Source organism: Kitasatospora sp. MAA4 (genome assembly GCF_029893355.1).
Lineage (GTDB): Bacteria > Actinomycetota > Actinomycetes > Streptomycetales > Streptomycetaceae > Kitasatospora.
In genome coordinates this window covers 147,223-164,716 of the sequence record NZ_JARZAI010000012.1, presented here as the reverse complement: position 1 = coordinate 164,716, position 17,494 = coordinate 147,223, and the positions used below count along the sequence as shown (strand labels likewise).

General features: G+C 73.0%; 17 protein-coding genes and 1 pseudogene. 4 read left to right on the top strand and 14 right to left on the bottom strand.

All coding sequences use genetic code 11. The features are described from left to right. Positions 1-16: 16 nt before the first annotated feature. From P3T37_RS18010 to P3T37_RS18000, 4 genes are read right to left on the bottom strand one after another with little or no spacing between them, the layout of a single operon-like run. Positions 17-682: an ATP-binding cassette domain-containing protein gene (locus P3T37_RS18010; protein WP_280724705.1), complete on the bottom strand. Its 666-nt coding sequence runs from the start codon at positions 680-682 to the stop codon at positions 17-19. Next, a complete protein-coding gene (locus P3T37_RS37065) occupies positions 679-1,410 on the bottom strand; it encodes an ATP-binding cassette domain-containing protein (RefSeq protein WP_348533251.1) in 732 nt (243 codons plus the stop codon). Before P3T37_RS37065 ends, P3T37_RS18010 begins: the two co-directional genes overlap by 4 nt. Then, positions 1,407-3,254 carry an ABC transporter permease gene (locus P3T37_RS18005; protein ID WP_348533250.1) on the bottom strand — a complete coding sequence of 616 codons (1,848 nt, stop codon included), beginning with the start codon at positions 3,252-3,254 and terminating at the stop codon, positions 1,407-1,409. Before P3T37_RS18005 ends, P3T37_RS37065 begins: the two co-directional genes overlap by 4 nt. After that, positions 3,254-3,814, bottom strand: a complete 561-nt coding sequence (locus P3T37_RS18000; protein ID WP_280724704.1) for a hypothetical protein — start codon at positions 3,812-3,814, stop codon at positions 3,254-3,256. Before P3T37_RS18000 ends, P3T37_RS18005 begins: the two co-directional genes overlap by 1 nt. Before the next feature lie 51 nt (positions 3,815-3,865). On the opposite strand from P3T37_RS18000, the gene P3T37_RS17995 reads away from it, so the two are divergent. Together P3T37_RS17995 and P3T37_RS17990 are read left to right on the top strand one after the other, a co-directional pair. Beyond that, positions 3,866-4,495, top strand: a complete 630-nt coding sequence (locus tag P3T37_RS17995) for a hypothetical protein (protein WP_280724703.1) — start codon at positions 3,866-3,868, stop codon at positions 4,493-4,495. Then, positions 4,480-5,847 (top strand): ABC transporter substrate-binding protein, encoded by a 1,368-nt coding sequence (locus P3T37_RS17990; RefSeq protein ID WP_280724702.1) that lies wholly within the window; start codon positions 4,480-4,482, stop codon positions 5,845-5,847. Before P3T37_RS17995 ends, P3T37_RS17990 begins: the two co-directional genes overlap by 16 nt. Here P3T37_RS17990 and P3T37_RS17985 read toward each other — a convergent pair. Beyond that, complete coding sequence (locus P3T37_RS17985; RefSeq protein WP_280724701.1) at positions 5,844-6,638, bottom strand: alpha/beta hydrolase; 795 nt, start codon at positions 6,636-6,638, stop codon at positions 5,844-5,846. The two genes, P3T37_RS17990 and P3T37_RS17985, sit on opposite strands and share 4 nt — an antisense overlap. A 29-nt stretch (positions 6,639-6,667) precedes the next feature. Further along, a complete protein-coding gene (locus P3T37_RS17980; protein WP_280724700.1) occupies positions 6,668-7,903 on the bottom strand; it encodes an MFS transporter in 1,236 nt (411 codons plus the stop codon). A gap of 164 nt (positions 7,904-8,067) precedes the next feature. Here P3T37_RS17980 and P3T37_RS17975 point away from each other — a divergent pair, with 164 nt between their 5' ends. Both P3T37_RS17975 and P3T37_RS17970 read left to right on the top strand, forming a co-directional pair. Next, positions 8,068-8,637: a TetR/AcrR family transcriptional regulator gene (locus tag P3T37_RS17975; protein ID WP_280724699.1), complete on the top strand. Its 570-nt coding sequence runs from the start codon at positions 8,068-8,070 to the stop codon at positions 8,635-8,637. An 84-nt stretch (positions 8,638-8,721) separates the two neighbouring features. After that, positions 8,722-9,843, top strand: a complete 1,122-nt coding sequence (locus P3T37_RS17970; RefSeq protein ID WP_280724698.1) for a DUF5954 family protein — start codon at positions 8,722-8,724, stop codon at positions 9,841-9,843. 4 nt (positions 9,844-9,847) lie between these two features. Here P3T37_RS17970 and P3T37_RS17965 read toward each other — a convergent pair whose 3' ends face one another. From P3T37_RS17965 to P3T37_RS17930, 8 genes and pseudogenes are all read right to left on the bottom strand, one after another. Then, entirely contained in the window at positions 9,848-11,083 is a 1,236-nt protein-coding gene (locus tag P3T37_RS17965) for an MFS transporter (RefSeq protein ID WP_280724697.1), read from the bottom strand. Next, complete coding sequence (locus P3T37_RS17960; RefSeq protein WP_280724696.1) at positions 11,080-12,144, bottom strand: hypothetical protein; 1,065 nt, start codon at positions 12,142-12,144, stop codon at positions 11,080-11,082. The genes P3T37_RS17965 and P3T37_RS17960 overlap by 4 nt, the downstream gene beginning before the upstream one ends. Before the next feature lie 238 nt (positions 12,145-12,382). Beyond that, positions 12,383-13,588 (bottom strand): MFS transporter, encoded by a 1,206-nt coding sequence (locus P3T37_RS17955; RefSeq protein WP_280724695.1) that lies wholly within the window; start codon positions 13,586-13,588, stop codon positions 12,383-12,385. Between the two features lie 29 nt (positions 13,589-13,617). Next, entirely contained in the window at positions 13,618-14,415 is a 798-nt protein-coding gene (locus P3T37_RS17950; protein WP_280724694.1) for an HAD family hydrolase, read from the bottom strand. A gap of 82 nt (positions 14,416-14,497) precedes the next feature. Then, on the bottom strand, positions 14,498-15,148 hold the full coding sequence (locus P3T37_RS17945; RefSeq protein ID WP_348533256.1) for a phosphoribosylaminoimidazolesuccinocarboxamide synthase: 651 nt from the start codon (positions 15,146-15,148) through the stop codon (positions 14,498-14,500). Between the two features lie 81 nt (positions 15,149-15,229). Further along, positions 15,230-16,336: pseudogene (locus tag P3T37_RS17940) on the bottom strand (adenosine deaminase); the annotation flags it as partial. A gap of 165 nt (positions 16,337-16,501) precedes the next feature. Continuing rightward, positions 16,502-16,957: a hypothetical protein gene (locus P3T37_RS17935; RefSeq protein WP_280724693.1), complete on the bottom strand. Its 456-nt coding sequence runs from the start codon at positions 16,955-16,957 to the stop codon at positions 16,502-16,504. Further along, positions 16,951-17,469, bottom strand: coding sequence for a hypothetical protein (locus P3T37_RS17930; protein ID WP_280724692.1), 519 nt, complete (start codon positions 17,467-17,469; stop codon positions 16,951-16,953). The genes P3T37_RS17935 and P3T37_RS17930 overlap by 7 nt, the downstream gene beginning before the upstream one ends. Positions 17,470-17,494: the final 25 nt, after the last annotated feature.

The following is a 17,494-nucleotide window of genomic DNA, read 5'->3' as shown; positions in this document are numbered from 1 at the left end:
TCAGCCCTGGCGCAGTTCAGCCCTGGCGCAGTTCGCCCGCCTCGCCGAGCCAGACCAGGCGGCCGCGCTCCAGGACGTGGACCAGGGCGTCGTCCGGGGCCCAGGGGGGCAGGGTGCGGGCGGTCAGCAGGACGGCGTGGCCGGCCTTGGCGCGGTCGGTGAGGAGGTGGCGTAGGCGGGTCACCACGGTGGGGGCCAGGCCGCGTTCGGGTTCGTCGAGCAGGAGGAGCGAAGGGTCGGCCAGCAGGGCCCGAGCGAGGGCGACCAACTGCTGCTGGCCGCCGGAGAGTTCGGTGCACCGGCGGGCGAACAGTGCGGTCAGTTCCGGAAATCGGGCCGCCGCGTGCTCGGGCGGGCCGGAGAGGCTGAGGGTCTCGGCCACCGTCAGGGTCGAGAAGACCGCCCGGCGGGCCGGGACCAGCACCACCCCGAGCGCGGCCCGGCGGTGGGCGGCCAGTGCGGTGACGTCGCGTCCGGCCACGGTGACCCGGCCCTGGTACGGGCGGGCCAGGCCGGCCAGGGTCGCCAGCACCGTGGAGCGGCCGGAACCGTTGCGGCCGACCAGGAAGCCGACCCGCCCGTTCGGGCAGCGCACGTCCACCCCGTGCAGCCGGTCGACCCGACCGTAGCGGACTCGGACGCCGCGCAGTTCGGCGGCCAGGCCGCCCGTCGGAGCGCTCACCAGAGCCGCCGGACCCTCTGGTCGGCGAGCACCCGCTCGATCGGACCGGTGGTCACCACCCGGCCGCCGTCCAGCACGTAGGCGAGTTCGGCGAGCCGGGAGACCAGCCCGAGGTCGTGCTCCACCAGCAGCACGCCCGCTCCCTCGCGGGCCACCAGGGCCAGCACCCGGGCGACCCAGGCGACCTGGCCCGCGTCGAGGCCGACCGAGACCTCGTCCACCAGCAGCACCCGCGGTGAGCCGGCCAGCGCTCTGGCCAGCTCGACCAGCCGGAGCACCCCGAGCGGCAGGTCGCCCGCCGGTCGGTGGGCGAGCAGGGTCAGGCCGAGCAGTCGCAGGGCGCCGGCCACCCGGTCCTGGACCGCTCCCGGGCGGCCGGCCCGCCGGGGCCGCTGCTCGGCGCCGACCTGGACGTTCTCCGCGACCGTCAACTCGGGGAAGACGGCCACCTGTTGGAAGGTCCGCGCCACGCCCAGCCGGGCCCGCCGGTGGCAGGGTGCCCGGGTGATGTCGCGGTCGCCGAGCAGGATCCGCCCGCCGTCGGGCCGGGCCAGTCCGCTGAGGCAGTCGAGCAGCACGCTCTTGCCCGCGCCGTTCGGGCCGACCAGCGCGGTGACCCGCCCGGGACGGACCGCCAGGTCCACGCCGTCCACCACCGCCACGCCGCCGAGCCGCCGCAGCACCCCGCGCCCGACCAGCATCCCAGCACCGGCCGCCTCCCCGCTCACCCCGCCGCCACCCGTCGGACCCACCCCGCGAGCCCGCCGGGCAGCCACCCCGCCCCCGCCGCGAGGGCGCCCACCACCACCGCCGACATCCCCGGGACAGTCGCCGCGTCCAGCCCCACCAGGGCAAACGCCGCCAGCACCGCGCCCACCGCGCTGTCCACCCCGGCCACCACCACGGCCGCGAACCAGAGCAGCCCCTGCACCGGGTCGAAGACCGAGGCGTCGAAGGCCTCGCCGCTGAGCGCGAGCAGCACCCCGCCCGCGCCCGCCAGTCCAGCGCCCAGCCCGAAGACCAGCAGCTTGACCCGGGGCACCGCCACCCCCGCCGCCCAGGCGCCCGCCTCGTGGTCGCGCATCGCCACCAGCGCCCGGCCGAGCCGCCCTCGCCGCACCCCCGCCACCAGCAGCGCACCCACCCCGAGGACCGCCAACTCGGCGGCGTAGAAGGCGTGGTCGCCGCGCAGGAAGACGGGCCGCAGCACGGTCAGCCCGGCAGTCGCGTACGGCTGCTCGAAGACGAAGCGGCTCAGCCCGACCGCCAGCGCGAAGGTCACCAGGGCCAGCACCAGGCCGCGCCGGTGCACCACCGGACGGCCGATCAGCAGCCCGGCCGCCGCCAGCCCGAGCACGGTGACCACCAGCGCCGCGCCCACCGGCACCCGTCCGGAGGCGAGCAGCGCGGCGGCGAGCGCGCCCAGGCCCGCGAAGGAGCCCTGGCCCAGCGAGACCAGCCCGCCGCCGCCGGTCACCAGCACCACCGAGAGCAGGATCAGCGCCAGCGCGGGCACGGTCAGCACGGCCCGCACCCCGCCCGCCCGCAGCGCCAGCGGGGTGAGCAGCGCGAGCGCGCAGACCGCAGCCCCCCAAGCCGCTCCCCCGCCACCGCCGCGCGGCCGCCCGAGCTGCGGCAGCCCGCCGCCGCCCAGCAGCCCCTGCTCTGCGAAGCCCTCGACGAAGCCCCACGGCACCAGGGCGGCCACCAGCAGCGCGACGGCGAAAAGGTTGGACTGCACGGCGTCCAGCAGCGGCCCCAGCGTGCCGCCCGGGTGCAGCCAGGTCAGCTCGGACTGGCCGATGCCCAGCGCGAGCCCGACGGCCACCGCGATCGGCAGGCTGCGCAGCCGGGCCGCCACCGCGACCGCGAGGGTCTCCATCACCAGCAGCGGCAGCCCGTACGGGTCGAGCAGCACGAGGGGCGCCAGCAGCACGCCCACCAGTCCGGCCGTGAAGGAGCCGAAGGCCCAGCCGGCCGCGGCCACCCGCCCCGCGTTCACCCCGGCCAGCTCGGCCAGGGTGGGATCGGCGGAGACCGCCCTGGCCCGGACCCCGAAGCCGGTCCACCGCCCGACCGCCCAGAGCGCCACCGCGATCACCAGCACCGTGCCGAGCTGGGCCACCGCGTCCACCCGCAGCAGGTGGCCGCCGGGCAGCGTGACGGTCCGCGCCGGGACCAGCGCCGGCACGTCGGCCAGCGGCGCGGTGCCCCAGATCGCCGCGACCGCGCCGATCAGCAGCACCAGGACGCCGACGCAGGCGACCACCACCTCGCCGATCGCCGCCCGGCGTCGCTGGAGCGGTCCGAACACGGCCAGCTGGAGCAGCACGCCGAGCCCGGGCGCCACCACCAGCAGGCAGAGCACCGCGCCCCAGCCCACCGGCCAGCCGCGCACCACCACCAGTTCGCGCAGCAGATAGGCGACGAAGACGGCGATGCCGCCCTGCGCCAGGTTGAGCACCCCGGTCAGTCGGTAGCAGATCACCAGCCCGACCCCGCTGAGCGCGGCCGCGGCACCGACGGCCACGCCGGCCAGTGCGAAGTCGATCGCCAGCCCGGGGTCGGCCATCAGAGCGGGCCGCCCTCAGGCAGCACGTCCGGCTCGCAGACCGGGCACGGCGCCAACCCGCGGGCCCGGACCGCCGCGCCGTCGACCGCGACGGCCTGCGGCTTGCCCGCCACCAGCGGGCAGCCGGGACGGTGGCAGAGGGTGCCGCCGGGCACCGCGACCAGGCCGCCGCCGGGCGTCACCGGCTCGCCGTCGCTCTCGAACGGCCCCCAGTCGGCGGCGATCGGCTCGTCCGGCAGAGGTCCCGCGGCCGTGGCCGGGGCGCCCGGGGTGCGCAGCGCCGCCCAGACCACGCCCGCCACGATCAGCGCGGCGCCCGGCGCGGTGGCGGAGGCGAGGTAGGGGAGCTGGCGGGCGGCCAGTCGCTCGCCCGAGACGGCGTACCAGCCGAGCACGCACATCGCCCCGCCCAGCAGGGCCAGCAGCCAGCCGAACGGTGCGCCGGCGAGCAGTCGGCGGATGCGGACCGGGCGCCCCGAGCTGTCCATCACGATCCTTTCCGCCGCGCCGACCCGCTCGCCCGCCGTCGTGTTGCGGGCAGGCGGCCGATCGGCCTTCATAGTGTCACCTGCGTCACACCCGGTCGCAGCGCGACACCAGGCGGAGAACCCATGCGCACCATGCCCAACGCCCGGCCGGCCGACCCGGCGGATCGCCCGTCCGCAGAACCGCGACCTCACCCGTCCGGCCGCCTTGCGGTCCTTCGGACGGCGACGGCCGTGCTCGGGGTGCTGCTGCTGGTGGCGTCCTGTTCGAGCAGCAAGAAGAGCAGCGCCGGCACCACCCCGACCCCGTCCGCGAGCAGCGCGTCGGCGACGCCGTCCGGGTCCGCCGCGGCCTCGCCGTCCGCCACCGGCAGCGCCCCGGCGGACGTGGCCGCCGCCACCGCCCAGGTCACCCAGAACTGGCAGAACTTCTTCTCCCCCAGCACGCCGATCAGCGCCAAGGCCGCGCTGCTGCAGAACGGCGACCAACTCCAGCCGCTGCTCCAGGCCTTCGCCGCCGACCCGCGGATCTCGCAGATCAGCGCGCAGGTGACGAACGTCCAGTTCAGCTCCGCCGACACGGCGATCGTCACCTACAACCTGTCGTTGCAGGGCCAGGTGGTGCAGCCGAACGCGGCCGGTCAGGCGGTGCTGGACAACGGCACCTGGAAGGTCTCGCAGGCCTCGCTGTGCGCGCTGGTCGCGCAGAGCGGCAACACCGCGGCCAGTGCGGTGCCCGGGTGCAGCAGCAGCTGATCCCGGTACGGACCGGCAGGGTGGCCGCCGCGCTGGCGGCCACCCTGCTGGTGCTGTCCGGCTCGCTCGCCGGCTGCGGCACCCGGCTGCCGGAGAGCGACTTCGCCGCGCCGGGTCCGACGGCCGCCGCGGGCAACCCGGCCGGCGACACCGGGGTGACGCCGGGGCAGATCAAGATCGGCATCGTCACCTCGCTGACCAGCCCGCTCGGCACCGAGGTGCTCTCCGGCCCCCGCTACGGCGCGCTGGCGTTCTTCCAGGCACTGAACGCGGCCGGCGGCCTGCACGGGCGGACGGTGCAGGTGGTGACCTGCGACGACTCCGGCAGCGGCCTGGGCAACCAGAGTTGCGTGCACAAGCTGATCGACCAGGACCAGGTCTTCGCCTTCGCGGCCGGCAGCGTGCTCGACTACGCGGGAGCCCCGTACGTCAGCGGCAAGGCGGTGCCGGACGTGGGCAGCCAACCATTGGGCACCGAGTACGACCGGTATCCGCACCTGTACGGGATCTACGGCAGCAACGCCCCGCGCGACGGCCGCTCGGTCGGCTGGGACGGGACGCTCTTCCTCAGCACCGAGGTCTACCGGTTCTTCAAGCAGCGGCTGGGCGTGCGGCGGGCCGCGGTGGTCGCCTACAACCAGGCGGAGTCACTGAGTTACGCGCACCAGATCGAACAGGGCCTGGCGGCCGAGGGCTACCACGTGCTGACGAAGACGGTGGACCTGGCGCTGCCCGCGTTCGCCGCGGTGGCCACCGCGATGGCCTCCGACGGCACCCAGATCGTCTTCGACGCGATGGACACCCGCGGCAACACCGGACTCTGCCAGGCCCTGGACGCGGCGGGGGTGCGGCTCGCCGCCAAGGTGACCAACGTGCAGAACTGGACCCGGACGGTCGGCCGCGACTACGCGGCGGCGCCCGGCTGCCGCGGCGTCCTGTGGGCCACCTCGTCCAGCCGCAACTACGCGGACACCGGTCTGCCCGCCGTCCAGCAGTTCCGCAGCGCCATGGACCGGTACTACCCGGAGCGCGAACCGCTGCTGTCGGCCTGGGAGTTGGAGGGCTGGGCGGGCGCGCAGTGGCTGACCGACGCGATGGACTCGTGCGGGGCGGCGCTGACCCGGGCCTGCGTGGAGCGGTTCATGAACCGCGCCCAGCCCTACGACGCGCACGGGCTGCTGATCCCCGCCGACTTCACCCCCGAGCCCCGTCCCAGCGGCCCGACCCGCGCCTGCCTGAACGTGGCCCGCTGGCAGGACGCCGCCCCGGCGGGCGGTCCCGGGTGGGTCACCCAGGTGCCCGACATGGACACCAACTGCTTCGACGTCCCGCAACTGCCCTACCATCCCTAGGAATCCAGGAACTCCTCGATCAGCTGGACCAGCTCCTCCGGCCGCTCCAGCGCCGCCAGGTGGCCGGAGTCGAGTTCGGCGTACTCAGCTCCCGAAATCGCCTCGTGGAACTGCCGTGCGTACCTGATCGGCACCAACTGGTCCTGCCGGTTGCCGATGACGAGGGTGGGAGACGTGATCTTCGGCAGGCTCTCGCTGATGTCCAGCCGGCTGATGAGGTCGACCAGCGCGACCATCCCGCGGGAGGGCATCAGCCCGGACCGCAGCATCAGGCGGTCCCGCGAGGAGAGCGTGTCCAGGTGGCCGTCCGAGATCGCGTGCAGGAGGGTGAACTCCGCGAAGGTGTTGGCATCCAGCTCCGCGAGACGCTTCCAGGTACGGGTGAACAGGCGCTGCCACGGGTGGCCGTAGTGGGCGAACCCGCCGCAGAGGATCAACCGGCGGACGAGCCCGGGTTCCTGGGCCGCGGCGGCGGCGCCGACGACCGCGCCGGTGGAGAAACCGATCAGGTCCACCGGACCGTGCGCAGCCGCCCGCACCACCCCGAGCACCTGGTCGGCCAGCCGGTCGACGTCCAACTCCCCCTCGGGAAGCGGCGTCAGGCTGCTGCCGGAGTAGCCGGGCACGATCACCCGCCGACTCTTCGTCATCTCGTCGAGCAGGTTGGGAAAGCTCGTCTCCGGGTGGCCGCTGGCGCCGTGCAGCAGGACGACCTCCGGTCCCTGGCCCTGCACGTAGTAGCCGACGGGGATCCCGTCGATGTCGACATGCTGCGCTTCCGTGCTGATCACGCGATTTCCCCCTGTTGCCTTGCAGGTCGTCACTTCACCGGTACGGCCACCGTGCCGGCGTCCCGGGCGGTTTGCCCCTCGTGCCGGTTCGAGGAGCGCTTGGACCACCAGGTGAGCGCGGCCGCGGTCAGCGCGAAGGCGGCGGAGACCGGCAGCAGGTAGGCGGCGGAGCCGGCGGTGGCCAGCAGGGACGCGCCGATGACGCTGGACAGGAACTGCCCCAGGTAGGCGCTGGAGGTGTTGAGCGAGGTCACCAGGGGGGCGCCTCCTTCGGGCGCGTACCCGATGATGCGGTGCTGCTGCGGGCCGATCACCGAGAAGGACACCACGCCGCTGAGCGCCTGCAGGACGGCCACCAAGGCGAACTCCCCCCGGACGGTGAGCATCAGCAGGACGACCACGGCGATGCCGGTGGTCGCGCCGATGACGACGAGCCGCGGGTCGCGCCGGTCGGCCAGCGAGCCGGACATCAGGTTTCCTCCGGTGGCGGCGATGCCGAACACCAGCAGCAGCACGGCGAGTCGGCCCTGGTCACCGCCGATGGCGGGGGCGAAGACCGCACCCATGTAGGTGAAGGGGAGGAAGATGGCGACGAAGGCCAGCACCGTGACGACCAGGATCCTCAGCACCCGCCGGTCGGTGAGCGGCGCCAGGCGCCGGCGCAGGGTAATGCTCTGGTCGAGCTTGATCTTCGGCAGGAGGGTGGCGATGGCCACCGCGACGAGGCCGGCCACCGCGGTGACGAACCAGATCGCCGCCTGCCAGCCCCAGGCGCTGCCGATGAAGGTCCCCAGCGGGGCGCCCAGGACGAGTGCGAGCGTCGAGCCGGCCGTGACCATGGCGATGGCGCTGCCGCGCCGCTTGGCGCCGGCCAGCGTCGCGGCCGTCGCGACGGCGTTGGCCGCGAACATCGCCGCGCCGGACCCCGCGAGGACGCGGGAGGCGAGGATCAGGCCGTACGACTGGGCCAGTGCGGTGATCGCGTTTCCTGCGCCGAGCAGCACGAGGGCGGTCACCAGGACGCGTCGCCGGGACCACTTGCTGGTGAGCGTGGCCAGGACCGGCGACAGGATCGCGTACGCGAGGGTGAACACGCTGACCAGCTGGCCGGCTTCGGCCATGCTGATCTTCAGCGATTTCGTCATCTCGGGGAGCAGCCCGACGATGACGAACCCGTCGGTGCCCACCGCGAAGGCGCCCAGCGTCAGGAGTGCGGTGCGTGCGCGCCAGCCGCGCCCCGGGGAGGTGGTGTCGCTGTCGCTCATCCGGATTCCCGTCTCTGTCCGCTCGGTGGTCACCGGGCGAGATCCTTCTCCGCAGGACGGTACCGGTCGGTACCGAAGAGGGTCAAGTGGATCTGGACAGCTGCCAGTTGACGGACGGTACCGATCGGTTCCGACTCGCGCCCGCGTCCATTACACTGAGCCGCATGCCGACAGACGCACGCGAGCGACTCCTCCAAGGCGCCGAAGAGCTCTTCTACACGGAGGGCATCCGGGCCGTCGGCGTGGAACGGCTGCTGGCCGTCACCGGAGTCGGACGCGCCTCCTTCTATCGGCACTTCGCCGGCAAGGACGAACTGGTGCACGCCGTCCTGAAGCGACGCGACGCGCACTGGCACGCCTGGCTGGAGGAGACGGTGGCCGCCCACGGCGGCGGCCCGCTCGCGGTCTTCGACGCACTCGCGGAATCAGCCGAGTCCGAGAACTTCCGCGGCTGCGCCTTCATCAACGCGATGGCCGAAGCCTCCGACCCGTACGGCGAGATCTTCCGCCTGGCCAACGAGCACAAGGGCAAGGTGAAGGACCTCCTCGACCGCCTGATCGAGGAGGCCGGGTATCCCGACCACCGCGCGCTGGCCGAGCAGTTCATCCTGCTGATGGACGGCGCCACCGTCACCGCCATGCGCGAACGCGGCGGCGCCGCGGCCCGCCAGGCCCGAGCCATCGCCGAACGCCTGCTGGCCTCCTCGGCGCCCCCGGCCCGACTCTCTGCCTAGGCCCTAAACACCCCTCCACTCGTGAAGGGGAAAATCGAGCCAAAAGACAGCGCACAGTGGTTGGCCGGTTGCATCATGTGCTGCATGGTGAACTTCGCTGATGATGCTCCTGGCTACCTGACCATCAGGATGACCGCCCCGGAAGGCCCGGTGGCCGAACTCGCGGACGTCGAGGCGTGGCGGGCGCGCGAGGAGTATCCGCAGATCCTGTCGGCCGGGAACCCGGTCTTCGGCGTCGCGCGCGAGCGGCTCGAGGGCGGCTGGGAGCTGCTCTCCGCGATGGTCGAGAGCTTTCCGCAGTCGGCGCGCGACCACCTGGGCATGCTCAGCCGCGAGCAGGCCGCCAAGGCGAGGGACGCCGGCGACACCGAGGCGCAGCAGAGGTACCAGGCGCTGGCCGAGCGGATGGACCGGGAGAAGCTCGACGAGATCGAACTGGACGCCCGCTACCGCGTGGTGCGGGCCGAGCGGCACATCCGCAGCGGCCCGGACGGGCCCGAGCCGCCCCGGCCCAGCGACCCCGACGACCACCAGAAGCCCGACATCGCCAAGGGCCTGGACCCGGCCGTCGGCTTCGTCATGGACCCCACCGTGCCGACCGGCATGTCCGAGGGCATCCTGAAGACCGACCTCATCCAGCTGCACCCCGCCAAGGGCCAGGTGCCGAAGGGCATCCGCGCGGACGCGCTGCGGGCGAGCCGGACCCACCCCGGAATCGTGCTGCTGCCGGCCGCCTTCACCGTCGCGGAACGGATCGGCACCCGGTGGCGGCCCAGCGGCATGGCGGACGCGCCCACCCCCTTCCGCGCCAAGGACCTGCTCTCCATGCGCCTGCGCGTGACCGAGCCGTTCGAGCTCCGGATGACCCCCGAGCAGCGGGCGGTCTACGCCGAGGCCGCGGACGGGCTCGAAGCCGAGCAGGGCTGCGAACTCACCGTCGACGACCGCTTCCTGCGGATCATCCGGGTGGAGCGGACGGTCCGCTTCGGACCGGACGGCCCCGAGGGCCCCCGCCCCCACGACTACGACCCGGAGGAGCCGGTCATGGTGCAGGACGCCCGCCTGCGCGCCCAGGGCCTCATTCCGGACGACGAGGACGCCCCGATCGTCCTCGACGAGTCCGCCAAGCGGTTCCAGGCCCTCTTCGAGGCCGAGATGGCCCGCCGCGGCAAGCCGATCCCGCACTTCGGGGACCACGACGAGTAGCCCTTCACTGGGGCAGCCGCCGAAACGGGGTCAGTAGCAGGACGCCGACCCAGGCGACGACGCCGGCGCCCGAGAGCGCGACGGCGCCCGGTGCCCCGAGCCGCTGGGCGCCCAGCCCGCCGAGGAGGGAGCCGACCGGCAGGGCTCCGTGGGACAGCAGGCGATAACTCGCGGTCACCCGGCCCAGCATGTCGCGCTGGACGAGCTTCTGGCGGGTGCTCATCGCGTGGACGTTGTAGACGCCGAGACCCGCCGTGTAGGCGGCGGTCCCGGCGATCAGGATCGCGATCCGCGCCCACGGCGCGGCGACCAGATCGGCGGTGGCCAGACCTGCCATCCCGAGACCGGTGCCGAGCAGGCCGCCCATCATGGCGGTGGTCGGCCGCGTCACCCGGCCGATCCGCTCGGCCAGCGCCGATCCCGCCACCCCGCCCAGCGCCCCGCAGGCGTAGACGGCGCCGAGCACGGAGGACGGCAGGCCCAGCGACCGGACGACGAAGATCACCAGTACCGTGCTGTAGGCCTGGAGGAACAGGTTCGCGACCCCGCTGCACAGCGCGAGGGTCAGCAGGCCCTGCTGACCGAACAGGTAGCCGAAGCCCTCCCGTGCCATGGTCGACCAGCGCTGCCTGGGCGCGCGCTCGACGGGCCGGACGCGCAGGGAGGCGATCAGCCCGGCCGACAGGAAGAAGCTGACCGAGTCGGCGATCAGGGCCTGCGGGGCGCTCAGCAGTTGGGTCAGCACCCCGCCCAGCCCGGGGCCGGCGACATCGGTCACCGAGTAGCTGGTGTTGATCGCGGCGTTGCCCGCGACGAGCCGGTGCTCCTCGATCACCTGCGGAAGGATCGAGTGGTGGGCGACGTCGGCCAGGGCCTTGAAGCAGCCCACCAGCAGTCCCAGGACGTACAGCCGGAGCAGCGACAGCCCGTCCAGGGCGGCGAGTACGGGCACGGCCAGCAGCAGAACCCCCCTGACCACGTCGCACAGGGCGTTGATCAGCTTGACCGGGAAGCGGTCCACCACGACGCCGGCCACGGGAGTGACGAACAGCACCGGCAGCGTCTGGACCATGGCCAGGGTGCCGAGTTGCAGTGCGTCGGCGTGCAGCGTCAGCATCGCGGTGAGCGGCAGCGCGACGGCCGTCACCTGCGATCCGATGCCGGAGACCGTGACGGCGCTCCACAGCGCCAGGAAGCCCCGGTGCCGGTAGATGCTCCTGGATACGGCGGGGGGATTCATGCGATGAGCCGGTGGTCCCGCAGGAGCCGGTAGTAGCCGCCGATCTCCTCGATCGGGACGCCGATCCCGTCGGCGGACAGCTGCGCCTGGACCAGTCGCAGCGCCTCCTGCTCGGTCCGGCCGTGGGCGACTCCCCACAGCAGGACGCCCTGCCGGCTGAGCTCGACGGCCTGCGAGGCGGTCTGCTGCGTCACCAGATAGCTGTCGGATGTCGGGACGAGCGAGTCCGCCGGCTGCCTGCGGCAGTGCTCGGGGTCGGCGGACGCCACCGGCCGGTACCGGTAGCCGGTCGCCGCCATCGCGACGAGATCCTGGGCCAGCCAGAGGTTGCGGCTGACCGCGTCCCCGGCCGAGGGCAGCCGGGGGTCGCGCAGGATGCCGCTCACCGCGGCACCGAGCTCGTCGCCGACCGTGCGTGCCCACTTGGTCCAGAGCCATTTGGTGTTGATGTAGTAGTCGCCGCGACCGCAGAGATACGCCTCGGCAGCGCGGTAGAGGGCCTCCCGGGACTGGTACTCGGCGCCGGGGAGGTCTTCGTTGAGGAGGGCGCCGGTGACGTCGTCCCCGAGGTTCTCCACGTCCGTCGCGTGCCGCGCGACCAGCAGCCGCTGGTAGTCGGCCCGCCGGTCCGCCCACCGGTCGAGCAGGTCCCGCAGCGCCCCGTCCTGGTCCAGCAGGATCTCGCCGAGCACGAAGCGGGTCAGCGAATCCAGTCGGCTGCGGGTGGCGTAGCCGATCTGCTCCATGTCCTCGGACGTGCTGCGGAAGGCCGTGCAGGTGTCCACCAGGCTGCGGAGGGCGTCCAGTTCGAGGTACTCGATGTCGACGCGCGCGCCCTCGAAGGCCAGTTGCTCGGAGGACGTCGGAGCCCGCGAGTCCAGCACCACGAAGAGGTCGATGTCGGACTTCGGTGAGCCGAGGCCCGCGGTGGGCGCCCCTCCCATGTAGATCCGCCGGTAGCCGCGTTCGCTCTCCAGCCGGCCGGCCGCCCGCCGGCCGCGCTCGAGGATCTCGTCCAGGGCCTTGCGTGAACTCTCCGGCAGGGCAGGGTTTTCCGACACCACGTTCGCTCTTTCTCCTCGCCACGTCTGATCAGTGCTCGGGGCGCCGGCACCCCGGGGTGCCGGCGCCCGGACCCCGCAGGTTTCACGGGGTGGCGCGAACTGCTCGCGAACTACTCGGCGAGGCCGCGCGTGACCGCCTTCGGAGTCGTACCCATCGAGAACACCTCCTCCCGTGCTGGTGCGGCACCCCACCGGACGGCGGGGCGAGTCAGTGGTGCCGGTGGTGGCAGTGGTGTCAGTGCTGTCCGGTCGCGGTCAGCACGCGCCCCGGCGCCAGTCGCGCCCGGGCGGCCAGCAGCGTCGCCGCGCCCAGGCTGGCTCCAAGGGCCCCGCAGGCCGCCGCCGTTCGCAGCGTTCCGTGCGAGAGGACGACTCCGCCGACGGCCGCTCCGAGCGCGATGCCGACGCCGATGAACGTCACGAGCCAGGCGAAGGCCTCGGTGACGGCCCCTTCGGGGGCCAGTTCGCCGACGAGGCCGAAGGACACGGTCAGCAGGGGGGCGAAGAACACCCCGGTCAGCAGGGCCAGCAGGCAGCTGCCGGCCGGCCCGGGGACCAGCGCCACCAGCCAGTACGACCCTGCCATGCCCGCCGCGAGTTGCCCAGCCTTGTTCGGGGCCGCGCTCTTCCAGCCGTGCGTACCGACCGCGCCGTAGGTCAGCGCTCCGACGAGCGCGCCGAGAGCCGACAGAGCCAGCAACGTGCCTGCGCCGCCCGGCAGTCGGTGCTTCTCCGCGTACGCCACGGTGAAGACGTTGAAGGTCCCGACGGCCACCCCGGAGCCGCCCAGGGCGACCAGCAGGAGCAGCAGTCCCCGGCTGCGCAGCGGGCCCAGCCAGTGCGGTGCCGTGGTCGCGGGGACCGGTGTCCAGGCGCGCGACGGGGCGGCGGTGGCCATCCCCACCGAGCCGACCAGCCCGAGCAGCGCGGCGGCCCACAGGGTGTCCCGGGCCGGGGCCAGCGCCGCGATGCCCGCCACGGCCAACGGGCCCGCGATGAAGAGGAGTTCCTGCGCTCCGGCGTCGACGGCATAGGCCGACTCGACGTCCTGCGGATCGACCAGCTCCGGCCACAGGGTCCGCAGGCAGGGTTCCAGCGGCGGGGCGGCGGCCCCGGCCACCGCCGCCCCGACCAGCGCGGCCCACGGGGTTCCGGGAGCCGCTGCCAGCAGGGCGAACCCGGCCGCCGCCAGGCAGGCGGAGAACAGCAGCGTCCGGGACTGCCCGGTACGGTCCACCAGCCGGCCCAGCAGCGGACCGCCGACCGCACCCGCCGCGGCGAACACCCCGGTCGTCAGCCCCACCAGCTGGTAGCCGTACCCCGCATGGCGCAGCGTCAGGGCGATGCCGAGGGCGGCCATCGCCCCCGGCAGCCGTCCGACCAGCGAGCTGGAGAGCAGCCTGACGACATGAGGCCGGCCCAGGAGGGCGAGGTACGGCATGGGTTGGTGGTCTCCTTCGGTGTGTCCGCTCAGCGCAGTGAGCGGCGGATCAGCGCGGCGACCCCGTCGTCGTCGTTGCTCGGCAGCACGACGTGCGCGGCACGTCGTACGTCGGGGTGCGCGTTGGCGACGGCGGCGGCGAGCCCCGCCGCGCGGAGCATCGGTATGTCGTTGGGCATGTCCCCCACCGCGGCGGTCCGCGCCGGGGGCACGGACAGGTGCCGGGTGAGCCAGTGCAGGGCCTGCCCCTTGTCCACTCCCCGGGCCGAGAGTTCCACGAAGCGGCCGGTGGAGCGGGTGACCTCCAGGCGGTCGCCGACCAGGTCGACGATGGCGCGCTCCAGGGCCTGCGTCGTCAGGTCGGGGTGGATCGCCAGGATCTTGACCACCGGGTCGTCCGGGTGGAGCACCGTGCGCGCCGCGCTCACCGGCTGGTGCGGCCAGCAGTCCGGGACGAGCTGCGCGAAGCCCTCCTCCAGGTAGAGGCCGCCGATCGACTCGATGCCCACGATCAGGCCGGGGAGTCCGGCCTCGAGGACGGAGAGCAGCTCGGCGCACTCCGCCGGGTCGAAGCCCCGGCACAGCAGCGGCGAGCCGCTCTCGGCGTCGACGGTCACGGCGCCGTTGCTGCACACCACGGGCCCGGTCAGTCCGTAGCGGCGGGTGATCGTCAGTGTGTCGCGCACCGGCCGACCGGTGACGCAGACCACCGCGATCCCCGAGCGGCGCGCCGTGGTGATGGCCTCCAGGCTCCCGGGGCTCAGGTCACCCCGGGAGTCGAGCAGTGTGCCGTCCAGATCCGTACAGATGAGCTGAACCAGGTTCACCAACGACTCCCATCGCCTTGCCCGGCCGCGCGGCCGGGCACCTCGTCACCGTGGAGGCCGACGTGCCGTCACCGGGGCTCGTTCATCCGGTGATCCGGCGCACCAGGTCGGTCCAGGCCGCCACGATCTGCTGAGCGGAGGCTCCCTGCCGGAACAGGTCCTTGTCCAGCGGCCTGCCCTCGGGGTCGCGCAGCCGCATGCAGTCGGGGGAGATCTCGGAGTTGATGACCGGCTGCCCGTCCGGGCCGTCGCCGATGACGAGGCAGAAGTCCCACAGGTCGAGCGGTGCGAGCCAGTCGCGCAGTGCCTCGTTGCAGGCGAGCGCGGTCCGGCGGTACGCCTCGGTGTCGACCCCCAGGGCCTTCAGGTAGTCCTCGCCGATGGGCTGGTCCTCCGGGTCCACCCGGAAGTCGAACTTGACCACCGGCGGGTCGAAGCGGTGCCCCTCGGCGAACAGGCCGGGGTACTTGATCGTGGTGGACCCGGTCGCGAGGTTCTTGACGATGACCTCGAACGGCGGTCCCGGCACGTAGTCGGCGAGGTAGGAACTGTCGCTCAGGCGCTCCCGGAAGACCGTCCTGACCCCTCGCTCCGCCAGCCGGGCGGCCGCTGCCTGGTAGAAGTCCAGCCGCAGCTTGGCGGTCGCCGGGATGAGCTCGTCGCGGTCGTAGGTGAAGCTCCGCAGGCTGGGGATGATCTCGATCTCGCAGGTGCCGTCGCTCCTGCGCCACAGCCGCTTGCTGCGCCCGACGATGTCCGGGGCGCCCCGGTCGTCGCCCGGCGCGGGAAGCTGCGGCTGCGGCTCCTGTGCGGCCTCGGCCTTCAGCTTCGCGAATCCCGGCTTGATCACGTCGTTGATCATGGCCAGCCGCTCGCCGAACGGCAGGAACGAGGACTTCATCGCGTTGATGGTGAACCACTGCACGTCGTCGAGGGTGTAGCCGAAGGCCGCGCTCAGCTCCTCGAACTCGCGGCTCACGCTCGTCCCGCTCATCAGCCGGTTGTCGGTGTTGACCGTCACCCGGAACCCGAGCCGGCGCAGCGTCCCGACGGGGTGTTCGGCGTACGAGGCCGCCGCGCCGGTCTGCAGGTTCGACGTCGGGCACAGCTCCAGCGGAATCCGCCGGTCGCGCACGTAGGCGGCGAGCTCCCCGAGCGTCGCGGTCCCGTCGTCGGCCACCTTGACGTCGTCGATGATGCGCACGCCGTGGCCGAGCCGCTCGGCGCCGCAGAGCTGCAGCGCCTCCCAGATCGACGGCAGGCCGAACGCCTCACCCGCGTGGATGGTGAAGTGCGCGTTCTCCCGCTTCAGGTACTCGAACGAGGAGAGCTGCCGGGTCGGCCGGAACCCGGCCTCGGCGCCCGCGATGTCGAATCCGACGACCCCCGACTGCCGGTGCAGCACGACCAGTTCGGCGACCTCCTGGGCACGGTCGGCGTGCCGCATCGCGGTGAGCAGGGCGCCCACCCGGATGCCGTGCCCGTCCGCGGCGGCCCGGCGCTCGCCCTCGCGGAACCCGTCCAGCACCGCCTCCACCACCTGGCCGAGGGTGAGTCCGCGCTCGACGTGCAGCTCCGGGGCGAACCTGACCTCGGCGTAGACGACTCCGTCGGCTGCCAGGTCCTGCGCGCACTCCTTCGCGACGCGGAACAGGGCGTCGCGGGTCTGGGTGACGCCGACGGTGTGCCGGAAGGTCTCGAGGTAGCGCTCCAGCGACCCGGAGTCGGCCGCCGCCTGGAACCAACTGCCCAGCTCCTCGGGATCGGTGGTCGGCAGATCGCCGTATCCGTACTCCCGCGCCAGTTGGACCACGGTCAGGGGCCTCAGCCCGCCGTCCAGATGGTCGTGCAGCAGCACCTTCGGTGCGCGACGTATCTGCGACGAAATCGATGTACTCACAGCTGCGTTCGTGACTGACATGACGTGAGACTAGGATCCACGCGCGTAGCGTTCAAGCGTTCGCAGTGATCGCCGGCCGCCGCCAACTGGCCGGGGCGGCAAGGGAGAAGAGCCCACGCCAAGAGGGCAGCGGCGCAGGCCGCTGCCCTCTGTCGCCGCCGGGTCGACACAGCTCGACCCGGGCGGTCAGTCCTGCCGCACGGTACCGGGCGACGCCCCTGCCGCAGGCTCCTCGCCGTCGAGCACCAGCCGCAACGCCGCCACGGCGCCGTCCCGCAGCCACACCTGGACGTCCGCCTTACCGATCAGCCGACGGTGCGCCATGCCCGAGGCGAGCCGGATCCAGACCCAGCCGCTGTCGGTGTCGAGCAGCCAGGAGCTCGCGTTGTCGGTCTCCGTGCTGTTCCACGAGAACCGGGGCCGCAGGGCACGGGGAACGACCACCGCCAACTCGTCGGGCACGTCGTGGAGATCGACGGACATCATCCGGCCGTCGCTGTCGAAGGTGAGCCAGACCATCCCCGTGAACCTCAGCAGGGCGCAGCCGTCCGCGCGTTCGTCGCAGGGCTCGCCCACCACGAGGGAGCGCTCCTGGGGATCCCAGTGCACCGGCGCGGTCACGGCGACGCTGCCCGCTACCACGACAGGAATTCCACGATCTCCGCCACGCAGTCGTCCAACGGCCGGTCGGTCGTGTCGATGACGAGCGTGTCGGGCGTCAGTTCCGCGTGGGACCGGTACAGCTTCTGGTAGTACTCGTGCTCCTCGAAGTCGCCCACGTCCTCACCGCGCTGCGCGAGGCGGTCCATCACCACCCGGGTGTCGGCATGGCAGAGCACGGTCGGGCAGAGCGGATGCCAGGCCTGCCAGTAGCTCTCGGGAAGCACCGTGAACATCGTGCTCCAGCACCGGTCGAACAGCACCGGGCGGGCCGGGTCGGTCAGCTCAAGCACGCGTTCGATGCTCGACCTGGCGAGCACGTCGGCCTCCGCGAAGCGCTTGCTGCCCCACAACCACGCGATGTGGTCCCCCAGGCTGTCGGGGTAGGGCCTGACGACCTGCGCGCCGACGCGCTCGGCCACGGCTCGCGCCAGGGTCGACTTTCCGCACCCGTCGTGGCCGTCCAGAGCCGCGTACCGGCGTCCCGTGATCATGTCTTCTCCTTCGTATCGGCAACAA

What these genes read in the sequence shown, in the direction of transcription:
- P3T37_RS17965 (WP_280724697.1), bottom strand. Translation starts at nt 11,083, where the DNA reads ATGAATCCCCCCGCCGTATCCAGGAGCATCTACCGGCACCGGGGCTTC.
- P3T37_RS17995 (WP_280724703.1), top strand. Translation starts at nt 3,866, where the DNA reads ATGCGCACCATGCCCAACGCCCGGCCGGCCGACCCGGCGGATCGCCCG.
- P3T37_RS17970 (WP_280724698.1), top strand. Translation starts at nt 8,722, where the DNA reads ATGGTGAACTTCGCTGATGATGCTCCTGGCTACCTGACCATCAGGATG.
- P3T37_RS17975 (WP_280724699.1), top strand. Translation starts at nt 8,068, where the DNA reads ATGCCGACAGACGCACGCGAGCGACTCCTCCAAGGCGCCGAAGAGCTC.
- P3T37_RS17955 (WP_280724695.1), bottom strand. Translation starts at nt 13,588, where the DNA reads ATGCCGTACCTCGCCCTCCTGGGCCGGCCTCATGTCGTCAGGCTGCTC.
- P3T37_RS18000 (WP_280724704.1), bottom strand. Translation starts at nt 3,814, where the DNA reads ATGAAGGCCGATCGGCCGCCTGCCCGCAACACGACGGCGGGCGAGCGG.
- P3T37_RS17980 (WP_280724700.1), bottom strand. Translation starts at nt 7,903, where the DNA reads ATGAGCGACAGCGACACCACCTCCCCGGGGCGCGGCTGGCGCGCACGC.
- P3T37_RS18005 (WP_348533250.1), bottom strand. Translation starts at nt 3,254, where the DNA reads ATGGCCGACCCCGGGCTGGCGATCGACTTCGCACTGGCCGGCGTGGCC.
- P3T37_RS17930 (WP_280724692.1), bottom strand. Translation starts at nt 17,469, where the DNA reads ATGATCACGGGACGCCGGTACGCGGCTCTGGACGGCCACGACGGGTGC.